The sequence below is a fragment of the Methylovirgula sp. 4M-Z18 genome, assembly GCF_037890675.1.
Lineage (GTDB): Bacteria > Pseudomonadota > Alphaproteobacteria > Rhizobiales > Beijerinckiaceae > 4M-Z18.
Map to the genome: position 1 here is coordinate 3,751,387 of NZ_CP149574.1, position 13,575 is coordinate 3,764,961.

The 13,575-nt window shown below is 61.2% G+C and carries 10 protein-coding genes and 1 tRNA gene; 7 read left to right on the top strand and 4 right to left on the bottom strand.

Annotated features, from left to right (window positions below):
- Positions 1-13 precede the first annotated feature (13 nt).
- Positions 14-1,930 carry a hybrid sensor histidine kinase/response regulator gene (locus tag V9T28_RS17330; protein ID WP_116400275.1) on the top strand — a complete coding sequence of 639 codons (1,917 nt, stop codon included), beginning with the start codon at positions 14-16 and terminating at the stop codon, positions 1,928-1,930.
- Between the two features lie 138 nt (positions 1,931-2,068).
- Here V9T28_RS17330 and V9T28_RS17335 read toward each other — a convergent pair.
- Positions 2,069-2,144: transfer RNA gene (locus V9T28_RS17335), tRNA-Ile, on the bottom strand.
- Between the two features lie 66 nt (positions 2,145-2,210).
- Complete coding sequence (locus V9T28_RS17340; RefSeq protein WP_116400276.1) at positions 2,211-2,717, bottom strand: GNAT family N-acetyltransferase; 507 nt, start codon at positions 2,715-2,717, stop codon at positions 2,211-2,213.
- A 123-nt stretch (positions 2,718-2,840) separates the two neighbouring features.
- On the opposite strand from V9T28_RS17340, the gene V9T28_RS17345 reads away from it, so the two are divergent.
- From V9T28_RS17345 to aroA, 3 genes are all read left to right on the top strand, one after another.
- A complete protein-coding gene (locus V9T28_RS17345; RefSeq protein ID WP_116400277.1) occupies positions 2,841-3,479 on the top strand; it encodes a TetR/AcrR family transcriptional regulator in 639 nt (212 codons plus the stop codon).
- A 79-nt stretch (positions 3,480-3,558) separates the two neighbouring features.
- Positions 3,559-4,470, top strand: a complete 912-nt coding sequence (locus V9T28_RS17350) for an extensin-like domain-containing protein (protein ID WP_158554763.1) — start codon at positions 3,559-3,561, stop codon at positions 4,468-4,470.
- Positions 4,471-4,549: 79 nt separating this feature from the next.
- Entirely contained in the window at positions 4,550-5,809 is a 1,260-nt protein-coding gene (gene aroA, locus V9T28_RS17355) for a 3-phosphoshikimate 1-carboxyvinyltransferase (RefSeq protein ID WP_116400279.1), read from the top strand.
- 87 nt (positions 5,810-5,896) lie between these two features.
- Here aroA and V9T28_RS17360 read toward each other — a convergent pair whose 3' ends face one another.
- Together V9T28_RS17360 and V9T28_RS17365 are read right to left on the bottom strand one after the other, a co-directional pair.
- On the bottom strand, positions 5,897-7,921 hold the full coding sequence (locus V9T28_RS17360) for an acetyl-CoA carboxylase biotin carboxylase subunit (RefSeq protein WP_116400280.1): 2,025 nt from the start codon (positions 7,919-7,921) through the stop codon (positions 5,897-5,899).
- 37 nt (positions 7,922-7,958) lie between these two features.
- The gene (locus V9T28_RS17365) at positions 7,959-9,566 is read right to left on the bottom strand and encodes a carboxyl transferase domain-containing protein (RefSeq protein WP_116400281.1); all 1,608 of its coding nucleotides are present in this window, start codon (positions 9,564-9,566) and stop codon (positions 7,959-7,961) included.
- 100 nt (positions 9,567-9,666) lie between these two features.
- Between V9T28_RS17365 and V9T28_RS17370 the strand changes: the two genes are divergently transcribed.
- From V9T28_RS17370 to V9T28_RS17380, 3 genes are all read left to right on the top strand, one after another.
- A complete protein-coding gene (locus tag V9T28_RS17370) occupies positions 9,667-9,933 on the top strand; it encodes a DUF2277 domain-containing protein (protein ID WP_116400282.1) in 267 nt (88 codons plus the stop codon).
- Positions 9,934-10,749: 816 nt separating this feature from the next.
- On the top strand, positions 10,750-12,804 hold the full coding sequence (gene rpoD, locus V9T28_RS17375) for an RNA polymerase sigma factor RpoD (protein WP_116400283.1): 2,055 nt from the start codon (positions 10,750-10,752) through the stop codon (positions 12,802-12,804).
- Between the two features lie 229 nt (positions 12,805-13,033).
- Positions 13,034-13,567: a response regulator transcription factor gene (locus V9T28_RS17380; RefSeq protein ID WP_116400284.1), complete on the top strand. Its 534-nt coding sequence runs from the start codon at positions 13,034-13,036 to the stop codon at positions 13,565-13,567.
- Positions 13,568-13,575 lie beyond the last annotated feature (8 nt).

A 13,575-nucleotide genomic window follows, 5' to 3' on the forward strand; every position in this document is an offset into this window, starting at 1 on the left:
AAATGAGGGACGAATGCCGACATCGGCTGTCACCGCCGAACTGACCGCTCTCGCGAAAATCCTGGATTTAGCCAATGTCATCATTCATGACGTGGACGGCAGGATTTTATATTGGACGGCAGGCTGCGAGCACCTCTACGGCTGGAGCCGAAAGGAGGCACATGGAAAGATCGTTCATGACCTCCTGAAGACGAAATATCCTCTGCCTCGAGGCGAAATTGTTGCGCAGCTTCGCGACCACGGCAGTTGGCAAGGCGAAATCAAGCATCGGAAGAAGGACGGATCAGTCGTCATCGTTTCGAGTTTGTGGGTCGCCCGAAAATCCGAAAACAATGTTATTCATTCCGTGCTTCAGAACAACAGCGACATTACCGGCTTGAAGAACGCGCAGGACGAACTCGCCGCGCGCGAAGCGCATCTTCGCTCGATCCTGGATACGGTTCCTGAGGCGATGATCGTCATTGACGAGCAGGGCACCGTCACGTCGTTCAGCGCGGCGGCAGCGCAACTCTTCGGCTACGATGCCGACGAAGTCGTCGGGCGCAACGTCAAAATGCTAATGCCCGAACCTTATCGGGCGGAGCACGACAATTACATCGGGCGCTATCTCAGCACCGGCGAGGCGCGGATTATCGGCTATGGCCGTGTGGTGAAAGGGCTCACCAAGGACGGAGCAACCTTCCCGATGGAATTAGCGGTCGGCGAAGCGCAGTCCAATGGCCAGCGCATTTTCACGGGATTCATCCGCGACCTGACGAGCCGCCAAAGAATGGAAGATGAGCTGCGGCAGGCACAGAAAATGGAGGCGATCGGACAACTGACCGGTGGCCTGGCGCATGACTTCAACAACCTGCTGACGGTGATCACCGGCAATCTCGAAATGCTGGAGATGAGTCTTTCGACGTCAAACCAGCGCGAACTCTTGCGAGAGGCACAGGACGCCGCCCAGGACGGCGCGAAATTGACCGGCCAACTCCTGGCCTTCGGTCGACGCCAGCCGCTGAACCCGAAACCCACGGATTTGGCGCCGTTGATCGCGAATTTTTCGGAGCTTCTGCGCCGCACCCTGGGCGAGTCGATCAAACTGACAATCCAGGTGAACGGATCGGAGCATCTGTGCGTCGTCGATGCGGCGCAATTGCAAAACGCCCTGCTCAATCTGGCCATCAATGCGCGCGACGCCATGCCGCGTGGTGGCAATCTGACGATCGAGACGTCGCACGTGCGCCTCGACGCGGATTACGCGCAGATGTATCCCGAAGTGCGAACCGGTCGCTATGTTCTGATTGCCGTGACCGATACGGGTGGAGGCATGTCCGAGGACGTCCGGCAGCGCGCCTTCGAGCCGTTTTTTACGACGAAAGCGACCGGAGCGGGCACAGGCCTCGGCCTCAGCATGGTCTATGGCTTCGTCAAGCAATCGGGCGGGAATATTCAAATTTACAGCGAACTGGACCGCGGCACGAGCATAAGAATTTTCCTGCCATTGGCGGAGGCCTTTCAAGCTGGCGGAGAGCTGGCAGCGGGCCATGTCGATGCCGGCACCCTGCCTCGGGGATCCGAGACGATTCTCGTGGTCGAGGACGATGCCCGTGTCCGCCGGGTCACCATCGCAAGGCTGCGGAGCCTGGGCTACCAGGTCATCGAGGCTGATAACGGCACGGCCGCGCTCGCGCTGCTTGCCGCTCATCCTAAAATTGCAATGATCTTTACCGACGTCGTGATGCCCGGGGGTTTGAGCGGCGATGAACTGGCGGAGGCGGCGCTCATCGCGAGGCCGGATCTCAAAATCCTGTTCACGTCCGGCTATGCCGAGCCGGCGATCGCGCGACAGGGTCTGGGCGCGGGCGCATGGTTGAAGAAGCCTTACACGGCGGCCGAACTCGCCAAAAAAGTGCGCGAGATCCTGCACCAATCGTCTTTGTCCTAGGACCCGGTGTCCGGGTTTTGGCGTGGATCACTGCCTGGAGCGGTCGCTTGCCAAAAGAGCGATCCACCGCGGCCAGGACGCAATTTCGAACTTCCGGCACCGCAGCGCGAAAACACCGCAATATCAATGATCTGCCATTGGTGGGCCGGGAGGGACTCGAACCCCCAACCAGACCGTTATGAGCGGCCGGCTCTAACCATTGAGCTACCGGCCCAGCGCAATTTTGCAGATTCGCGCTGGCAATGCGGCGACTTACACCGAAAAAGCGGAAGCTTGCAACCTATCGGAAGCCGAAAGCCACGCGGGCGCAGGTAATATCGCCGAATCGCTCCTCGCCCTGGCGCACCAGCTTGCCGCCCATGTGCTTATAGAAACTGGTGGCGCGCTCATTCTCGGCGAGCGCCCAGACGAGCATCGCGCCATAGCCGTGTTCGGCCAGATCGCGATGGGCCATCTCGAATAGCCGCCGGCCAAACCCGAGCCCCTGGAATTCCGGCGCAAGGTAAAGCTCAAAGATTTCACCGCCGTAAGGCAATTCGGGCAGGCGGTTGCGGCCATAGCTGACATAACCGCCGATCGATTCGTCGAAATCCAGAACCGCCAGGCGCGATCCGCGCAAAATCGCATTACGCCACCACCGCGGACCACGCCGGGCGACCATCTTTTCGAGTTCGCGCCCAGGAATGATTCCGCGATATGCGTCGCGCCAGGCCGCATCATGGACAGAGGCAATATCGAGTGCATCTTCCACGCGCGCCGACCGTATGGTGATAAGCGCCTGTGCCATGAACGCATGTTAGATGCGGAGGGTGGAAGACCGCAAGTCCCTATTCTTGCAAATTTATGGAACAGGTGCTCGCGGCGCGCGCCACCTCTCGCTTCGGACGGCAAAAAGCTCTAAGTAGCCCACATGTGGTCGCACAAGACATCGCCGCAGGAAAAGCGCGGCTACCATCACGGCCGTTTGAAAGACGCCCTGGTCGAGGCTGCGCGCGCGCTGATCGCCGAGCGCGGCACCAGCGGCTTCACTCTGACCGACGCGGCAAAATTGGCCGGCGTCACCACAGCCGCCCCCTATCGCCATTTCGCCGACCGCAACGCCCTTTTGGACGAACTGGCCCGGCGCGGCTTCGATATGTTCAACCAACGGCTCAAGGGCGCCTGGAACGAGGGTCAACCGGACCCGGCAACCGCGTTGCGTCGGATGGGGTCGGCCTATCTCGCCTTCGCCCGAGAAGAGCCGGGACTCTACAACACGATCTTCAGCGGCAGCGATTTGCCACCCCCTTCGGCGGACACCGAGGATGCATCCAATACCGCATTCGCCATTCTGGAACACGCGACCTCGGCCGTTTTGCGCCAGTATGGCGCGCCCACCGGCGAAGCGCATCGACTGGCCTACGAAATCTGGGCCATGGCGCATGGCATTGCGACGCTCAGCCATGCCGGCCATCTGCGGGAGCCGGATTGCGACCCGAGCCTCCTGCTTTACGGCGCCGTCAACAGCCTGATGGAAATGGCCGTTCGCCGGGCGCTCGGCACGTCGTAAAGAATCTTTGCAAAGCACGGCCCAGTTTTAGCCATCTTTAACTCTTTGCGGCCATTTTGCCGCAATGGCGCGTCGCGTATTGCCTTTCCTCGCAGCCACGGCTGTGTTTTCCCTGCTTGCAGGCTGCTCCCTGTTCGAGCGCGCGCATCGTCCCGCCTGGCGCACCGAAGCCGAAGAAAGTTGCCTCTCCCAAGGGCTCGTCAAAGTCACCGCCTATGTGCAGCCGTCGGCGGAAATCAATGGCCCCGGTATTTGCGGGCTCGTGCATCCGTTCAAAATCGCCGCCCTCGCCGACGATACCGTGACGCTCAATCAAAGAATCGTCTTGGCCTGCCCCATGATCCCGGCCTTGAACGGTTGGATCAGCGATGTCGTGCAGCCGGCGGCGCAAGCGCGCTTCGGCCAGCAAGTGGTCGAGATCGAGACCTTCGGCTCCTATAGTTGCCGCGGTATCGACAATATGAGCGGCGCCAGCCTGTCGGAACACGCGTTCGCCAACGCCATCGATGTGTCCGGCTTCGTCCTGGCCGACGGCCGCGAAATCAACGTGCAGAACGACTGGAAGAAAGAAACGCAGGAAGGCGCTTTCCTGCACGACGTGCATCAGGGCGCGTGCGACACGTTCTCGACGGTGCTCGGCCCCGGTTCGGATATGTTCCATTACAATCATATCCATGTCGATCTCGCGCATCACGCGATCATGCGCGACGGCACGATGCGCCATGTCTGCAAACCGGTGCCGCAAACCGTGTTGCCGCCGCCCGAGCCGGACGGGCTGCCGGAATCGCCGCCGCTCGACAATCCGGACCTTATCTCCCGACGCCAGCAGCCGACTGCGCCTGCGCCAGCCTACGCCTCGGTCCCCGCCTATCGCACGCAAACCGTGCCGCACGCGTCGGCTTTCGCGCCGCCGGCCGATATTCCTGACCCGGACCACACGTCGAGCATTAAGCGCAAGCAGCCCGCCGCTGATGAGAACCCGGACGATTAGGTTACGATCAGGCGAAACGTTTGCCTTTTGGCGCCCGGCCATGCCATGAGAGCACCCGTTACCTGCGAACGGGTCCATCATGTCTGCCACATTCACCGCTACCGTCACGCCTCCCGACCGCCCTCTTCATGGCCGCGTACTGCCGCCCGGCTCGAAATCCATCACCAACCGCGCGCTGCTGCTTGCGGCCCTCGCCAGGGGCACGAGCCGGCTGACCGGCGCGCTGAAGAGCGACGACACGCGCTACATGTCGCAGGCGTTGCGCGACATGGGGGTGGAAATCAGCGAACCCGATGAGACGACCTTCGTAGTCACCGGCAGCGGCGTTCTGCGCGCACCGGCCAAGCCGCTTTTTCTCGGCAATGCCGGCACCGCGACGCGCTTTCTCACCGCGGCCGTGGCAAGTGTCAACGGCATGGTCATCGTCGACGGCGACGCGCACATGCGCAAACGCCCGATCGAGCCGCTGGTGGCGGCGCTGCGCGCCTTCGGCATCGACATTGCCAGCACCAACAAATGCCCGCCCGTGACCGTGCATGGCCGCGGACGTCTGCCTGCAGGTCGTCTGGAAGTCGACGGCGGCCTGTCGAGCCAATATGTTTCGGCGCTTCTGATGATGGGCGCGCTTGGCGCAGGGCCGATCGAGATCGCCCTCACCACGCAAGAGATCGGCGCCCGCGGCTATATCGACCTGACGCTCGCCGCGATGCGTGCTTTTGGCGCGGAATTTAGCCAAACCGATCCCGTGACCTGGATTGTCCAGCCGACGGGCTATCGCGCGGCCGACTATCATATCGAGCCGGACGCGTCGGCGGCGACCTATCTGTGGGCCGCCGAGGCCCTGACCGGCGGCGCCATCGATATCGGTACGAGCGCGCCGATGACGCAGCCGGATGCCAAGGCGAAGGATATCATCGCACAATTCCCCCATCTGCCGGGCGTCATCGACGGCGAGCAGATGCAGGACGCGGTTCCAACCATTGCCGTGCTTGCCGCCTTTAACGCGACGCCGGTGCGTTTCACCGGCATCGCGAATCTGCGTGTGAAGGAATGCGATCGGATCGCGGCGCTCGATGAAGGCCTCAATCGCATCAAGCCGGGACTCTCGCATCAGGAAGGCGACGACCTGATCGTCGCTGCCGATCCTGCCTTGGTCGGCACGACGACCAAGGCGGTCATCGATCCGCATGCCGACCATCGCATGGCGATGAGCTTTGCCTTGGCCGGATTGAAGATCGGCGGTCTCGTGATCGACGACGCCGGTTGCGTCGCCAAGACCTACCCTGATTACTGGGATGCACTACGCTCGCTCGGAGTCGAAGTAACAACGAACGAGTGACGTGCATTCCCCTCTCCCGCTTCGCAGGAGAGGGGACGCGCCCAATCTTCGCGCGAACTTTCGCAGATGGCCGGATGAATGCGAAAGCTACGACGCCTCCTCCGTATGGATCGTGATGAGCCGCGCATCTTGCGCCACTTGCTGGCCTTCCGCCGCCGCGACATCCGACACCACGCCGGCGGACGGCGCGACGAGCGTATGCTCCATCTTCATCGCCTCGACGATGGCGACGCGCTGGCCCTTTTCGACCTTGTCGCCGGGCTTGACGAAGAGCGCGACCAGTTTCCCGTGCATGGGCGAGGTCACGGTCCCGTCGCCCTCGCCCTCATGCTCGTAATCGACGCCGAGCGGATCGAATGGAACGACGGTCGTTTGCTGCCCGTCGTCGAGCACGAAGACCGTGCCGCCGCCGGGAATGCCGATCACGTGGCAATCGCTGGCGATCATGTCCGGCTGAGCCTTGTGCAATCCAAGATAAGTGACGTGGTCGTAGTGCAGACTGGGGATCGTAACGCTCTGTCCCGCCCCCTCCAGGCTGCCGGTTAAAACAGCATCCACCCTTTTGCCCTCGACGAGGACGGCGAGAGACGAGCGCCGCGGCCCCGTGAGCGCGAAACCGTCGGAAACATTCCAAGGATCGTGGCCGAAGGGCGACTTTTTATGCAGATCATGCACCTTCTGCTTCATCGCGAAGACCGCGCCGCGCGCGACCGATGCCGCATTGATCTCCCGTGTCACGGCACCGAGTTCCGTGAGATTCCGGTCGATAAAGCCGGTATCGAATTGCTCGTCGCGAAACGCCGGCGCTTCGCAGAGGGCGCGCAGGAAACGCACATTGCATTTGGGTCCCGCGACCGTGGTCTTCTTCAAGGCCTGCGCCAAGCGGGTCAGGGCCTCCTGCCGTGTCGCCCCATGCGTGATCAATTTTGCGATCATCGGATCGTAGAAGGGCGTCACCTCGTCGCCCATTGCGACGCCCGTGTCCACGCGAAGGCCCGGCGCGGTCGGAAAATGCAGCGACCACAATTTGCCCGCTTGAGGCAGAAAGCCGTTCTCCGGATCTTCCGCATAGAGACGTGCTTCGAAGGCGTGGCCCGTGCAGCGGATATCCTCTTGCTTGACCGGCAGGGGTTCACCGGCCGCAACGCGAAACTGCAGCGCGACGAGATCGAGGCCCGTGATCGCCTCGGTCACCGGATGCTCGACCTGAAGCCGTGTGTTCATTTCCATGAAATAGAAGCCGTCGGCGCGTAAGCCTTTGCTGCCGTCGACAATGAATTCGATGGTTCCGGCGCCCTGGTAGCCGACCGCGCGCGCGGCATCGACCGCGGCCTTGCCCATGGCCGCGCGCACCTCCGGCGTCATGCCCGGCGCCGGCGCTTCCTCGATCACCTTCTGATGGCGCCGCTGCAAAGAACAATCGCGCTCGAACAGATGGATCGCGTTGCCATGCGCGTCGCCGAACACCTGCATCTCGATGTGGCGCGGCGCCAGAATGTATTTCTCGATCAGCACGTGCGAGTTGCCAAAGGCCGATTGCGCCTCGCGCTGCGCGCCTTCCAACGCGGCCGCGAAATCCGCTGCCGCATCGACACGGCGCATGCCTTTGCCGCCGCCGCCGGCAACAGCTTTGATCAGCACGGGATAACTGATCGCCTCGGCTTGTGCGGCCAGGAAATGTGCGTCCTGTTCGGCGCCGTGATAGCCCGGCACGACCGGCACGCCGGCCTTTTGCATCAGCGCCTTGGCGCCGTCCTTGAGGCCCATGGCCCGGATGGCGGAAGGCGGCGGCCCGACGAAGACGATGCCGGCGTCGGCGCAGGCTTGCGCAAAATCGACATTCTCGGAGAGGAACCCATAGCCGGGATGAATGCAATCCGCCTTCGCTTGCTTGGCAACGGCAATGATCTTGTCCGCGACCAGATAGCTTTCGCGCGCCGGCGCCGGACCGATCAGATAGGCCTCATCCGCCTGTTTGACATGCTGGGCATGGGCGTCGGCCTCGGAATAAACCGCAATCGTGTGCATGCCCAGCTTCTTGGCGGTGCGCATGATGCGGCACGCGATTTCGCCGCGATTGGCGATGAGGACGGAACGGAGCGAAGTAGCCATAAATTGCCTCTTAAATGGACCGCGAGCGTCCCAATATTCACATTCTGAAGACCCCGAACTGCGTCTCTTCCACGGGCGCGTTCAGGCAGGCCGAGAACGCCAGCGCCAGGACGCGGCGGGTCTCGCTGGGCAATATGATCCCATCATCCCAAAGCCGGGCCGTGGCATAATAGGGCGAGCCTTCCGCCTCATATTGCGCGCGGATCGGCGCTTTGAACGCCTCTTCTTCTTCGGCGCTCCAGCTCTTGCCCGCCGCCTCGATATTGTCGCGGCGCACCGTTGCCAGCACGCTTGACGCCTGTTCGCCGCCCATCACCGAAATGCGCGAGTTCGGCCAGGTGAATAAGAAACGCGGACCATAGGCGCGCCCGCACATGCCGTAATTGCCGGCGCCGAACGAGCCGCCGACCAGCAGGGTGATTTTCGGTACGCGCGCCGACGCGACCGCCGTCACCAGCTTCGCGCCGTCCTTCGCGATGCCGCCGGCCTCATATTGCCGCCCGACCATGAAGCCACTGATATTTTGCAAGAACAGCAGCGGGATGCGACGCTGGCAGCACAGCTCGATGAAATGCGCGCCCTTGAGCGCGCTTTCCGAAAACAGAATGCCATTGTTGGCGATAATGCCGACCGGCATGCCGTGCAGATGGGCAAAGCCGGTGATCAGCGTCGTGCCGTAGCGCGCCTTGAACTCGTCGAACTCGCTGCCATCCACCAGGCGCGCGATCACTTCGCGGATGTCATATTGCTTCTTGAGGTCGGTCGGGACGATGCCTTCCAAGTCCTTGGCATCATATTTCGGCTCGCGCGGTTCGATCAGCGCGAGATCCACGGGTTTGCGCGAATTCAGATTGGCGACGATGCGCCGCGCGATCGCCAAGGCATGCTCGTCGTTGCCGGCAAAGTGATCGGCGACGCCAGAAATGCGCGTGTGCACATCCGCCCCGCCCAGATCCTCGGCCGAAACGATCTCGCCCGTCGCGGCCTTCACCAAGGGCGGACCGCCGAGGAAAATCGTGCCTTGATTCTTGACGATGACCGTCTCGTCGGACATCGCCGGGACATAGGCGCCGCCCGCCGTGCAAGAGCCCATCACCACGGCGATCTGCGCGATGCCGGCCGCCGACAGATTGGCCTGATTGTAGAAGATCCGGCCGAAATGCTCGCGATCGGGAAACACCTCGGTCTGATGCGGCAGATTGGCCCCACCGGAATCGACAAGATAGAGGCACGGCAGGCGATTTTCGCGGGCGATTTCCTGGGCGCGCAAATGCTTCTTCACCGTGATCGGAAAATAGGTGCCGCCCTTGATGGTGGAATCGTTGGCGACCACCATCACCTCCCTGCCTTCGACCCGGCCGATGCCGCAGATCAGGCCGGCGCCGTGGATGTCGTCGTCATACATGCCGAAGGCGGCGAGCGAGCCGAGCTCGAGAAAGGCGCTGGCCGGATCGAGAAGCTGCATCACCCGATCGCGCGGCAGGAGCTTGCCGCGCGCCAAATGCCGGGCGCGCGCTTTTTCCGGCCCGCCGACAGCCGCAGCCGCGCGGCGGGCTTTGAGCTCGGCGGTCAGAGCTGCCCATTGGGTGCGGTTGGTGGCAAACTCGGCGGAATGCGGATCGATACTGGATTTCAGAATGGCCACGTGAGGTTTCCAACCCTATGATTGCGGGCAGTATGCCGTGCTTTTTGCACGGGGGCGAGGCCCTAATTGCCGCTCAACCATTCGTGCCAAGGAGGACATTATGTGCCGCAACATCCGCACGCTGTTCAATTTCGAGCCCCCGGCAACAGAGGAGGAAATCCGGGCCTCGGCCGTGCAATTCGTGCGGAAATTGAGCGGCTTCGCCCATCCGTCGAAGGCCAATGAGGCCGCATTCGACGTGGCGGTCGAGGAAGTGACGCAAGCGGCGACCCGCCTGTTGCAGGCCTTGCACACGAACCAGCCGCCCCGCGATCGCGAGACGGAAGCGGCAAAAGCCCGCGCAAGGGCGCAAGAGCGCTTCGCCTGAGACGTATATTTCGTCGATCAGCGCACCACTCAAACGCTCAAATGGGCGCTCAAAGCGGACGCCGCCCCGAAAATTGTTTGCGCACCATCGGAAAAAATATCATAACAAACTGATTTATATGAGATAATCGGCCTATTAGTCTGTTCTCAAAAAATTTTCTAAAGAAAGCGGTTACCCCTATGCGGGATGCCGCCCCCCTTTTCTGCCGCCAATAACGGATCGCGGCATAAATAATCCTGCACGTGCCCGCATCTCCCAAATAATCCTTTGGCCGCGAACGCAAATTTTAGTTGTTCTAAATATGTTCTTTCGCTCGGCATTGCAAGCCCGGCTTGCCGCAAAGATCGCCCCGTCGGGCAAATCTTTGAGCGGGCGCGGCACCTTCTCGCACGGCGGCGCCGCCGGCGTGAGAAGCGCGCCACAGACGAAAAAATCATGAGGTCGTAAACTCTGTTCTGTGACTCATGGTGACAAGATGGAAGAATCACCCAACAGGATGTTTTCGCCTCACTTACACCACATTTTCCGGTCAGGCCCCGCCTGCTTCGGCCTTGTAACTGGCTCTGGCTGCGTTACATATGGAACTATCCAGAATTGTGTCCGTGCGGGCTCAGGTTTGCGCGGCGTGTGGTTTTGCGAAGGCCAAGGCCGGTGTGGTTAACGCGGGCTTAGGACCATGGCGGCCAATTTATGCGTTGAGGCGAATCACAGGGGAAGCCCTGCGGGCGCGCCAATGCCGAATTGGGCAGCGCGGATTTAGAGAGTTGTAAGTGCTGGCGGGCTAAAACCCGTGGCGGTGACGGAGTTTATCCACAGATGGCGAAAAAAGACGACGAAAAGCCCGAAGGCGAAGCGATTGTAGAAGCAACGCCCGATAGCCCGTTGCTCGACCTCTCGGATGCCGCCGTCAAAAGGATGATCAAGCTCGCCAAAAAGCGCGGCTTCGTCACCTATGGTGAATTGAATTCGGTCATGTCGACCGAAGAGGTCAATTCCGAACAGATCGAAGACATTCTCTCGATGCTCAACGAAATGGGCATCAACGTGGTCGAGAATGAGGAAGCCGAAGAAGGCGAGAAGGAAGAGAGCGAGGAAGAAGAGCCCGAGGGTGGCGATCTCGTCGAAACCGCTCGATCGACCGCCGTCGCGACCCGCAGCTCGGAGCCGGCAGACCGGACCGACGACCCAGTCCGCATGTATTTGCGCGAGATGGGCTCGGTCGAGCTTCTCTCGCGCGAGGGCGAAATCGCCATCGCCAAGCGGATCGAAGCCGGCCGCGAGGCCATGATCGCCGGCCTGTGTGAAAATCCCCTGACCTTCCAGGCCATTATCATCTGGCGCGACGAACTTGTCGAAGGCAAGATCCTGCTGCGCGACATTATCGACCTCGAGGCGACCTATGCCGGCCCGGACGGCAAGAATACGCCCAAGATCGATATGACGGCGCCCGGCGCCGAAGCCCTGCTCGCGGCCCGCAACGAAGCGGAGGCCGCAAGCCGCTCCGCCCCGACCGCGCCGCGCACCCCGCCCGCCGGCCTTGGCGAAGACGGCGAACCGCGCCCGGCGGACGAGAATTTCGACGACGAAGACGATATGGAAAATTCGGTCTCGCTGTCGGCCATGGAAGCGGAATTGAAGCCGAAGGTGCTCGAAACCTTCGACCGCATCGCCTCGACCTATAAGAAGCTGCGCCGTCTGCAAGACCAGAATGTCGAAAACAAGCTGAAGAACGAGACCCTGACCCCCAGTCAGGAGCGCAAGTACAAGGCGCTCAAGAAGGAAATCGTCACCGACGTGAAGTCGCTGTCGCTCAACCAGAACCGCATCGATGCGCTGGTCGAGCAGCTCTACGACATCAACAAGCGGCTCGTTGGCCTCGAAACCAAGCTGATGCGCCTCGCCGAGAGCTACGGCGTGTCGCGCGAGGACTTCCTCAAGAACTATCAGAATTCCGAGCTCGATCCGAAGTGGCTCTTGCGCGTCTCGAAGCTCGGCGGCCGCGGCTGGAAGGAATTCGTCGCCTCCGGCAAGGACGGCATTCGCGAATTGCGGACCGACATCCACTCCCTCGCGACCGAAACGGGCCTGGAAATCCAGGAATTCCGCAAGATCGTCCATATGGTGCAGAAGGGCGAGCGTGAAGCCCGCCAGGCAAAGAAGGAAATGGTCGAGGCCAACCTGCGCCTCGTCATCTCGATCGCCAAGAAATACACCAATCGCGGCCTGCAGTTCCTTGATCTCATCCAGGAAGGCAATATCGGCCTGATGAAGGCGGTCGATAAGTTTGAATACCGCCGCGGCTACAAGTTCTCGACCTATGCCACCTGGTGGATCCGCCAAGCGATCACCCGCTCGATAGCCGACCAAGCGCGGACGATCCGCATTCCGGTCCACATGATCGAGACGATCAATAAGATCGTGCGGACCTCGCGCCAGATGCTGCATGAAATCGGCCGCGAGCCGACCCCGGAGGAGCTCGCCGAAAAGCTCGCCATGCCACTCGAAAAAGTGCGCAAGGTGCTCAAGATCGCCAAGGAACCGGTGAGCCTCGAGACGCCGATCGGCGATGAAGAAGATTCGCACCTCGGCGATTTCATCGAGGACAAGAATGCGATTCTGCCGATCGACGCGGCCATTCAGTCGAACCTGCGCGAAACGACGACGCGCGTTCTCGCCAGCTTGACGCCGCGCGAAGAACGCGTGCTGCGCATGCGCTTCGGCATCGGCATGAACACCGACCACACGCTGGAAGAAGTCGGCCAGCAATTCTCGGTGACGCGCGAGCGTATCCGCCAGATCGAGGCAAAAGCCTTGCGCAAGCTGAAGCACCCCTCCCGGTCGCGCAAATTGCGCAGCTTCCTGGACAATTAGAGCATTTTCCAGAAAAGTTGCACGACTTTTCGGTTAAGAACCGAAGGTCCGCGTAGCGAAAATGCGATAAAACAAGGATGTAGAGCAATTTTGCGTTTCTGAAAGAAAGCAAAATTCGCTAAAGCTTCTTTTGGGATCGAAACGCGCCGCTTGCCATGTTCTGGCCACGGCGCGTTTTGCTTTTTTGATCGAGGCCAAAGCCGCTTCGCAGCGGATTTAAGAGGCAAAGATGCAAGACAAGCGCTCGCTTCTGATCATAGAAGACGACGAGCCTTTGACGGTTGCGCTCCGCCGATCTTTCGAGCGCCGCGCCTATGACGTTCAGACTGCCAGCAGTCTCGATGAAGCGAAAGAAATCTTGTCGGCGCACGCGCCGAATTTTGCCGTGGTCGACCTCAAGCTCGCAAGCGGATCGGGCCTCACATGCGTCAAGCTGTTGCATGAGCATGATCCAGCGATCAGAACCGTCGTGCTCACCGGATTTGCCAGCATCGCCACCGCCGTCGAAGCGATCAAGCTGGGGGCATGCCATTATCTGCCCAAGCCCGCCAACGCCGAGGAAATCGAGGCAGCGTTCGCGCGCACGGATGGCGACACATCCGTATCGCCGACCAGCACGCCCACCACGATCAAAACGCTCGAATGGGAGCGCATTCACGAGACCCTGGTCGCGACCGATTTCAATATTTCGGAAACGGCGCGCCGCCTCGGCATGCATCGGCGCACGCTGGCCCGCAAATTGGAAAAGCGGCCGGTGCGCTGAGACACGCG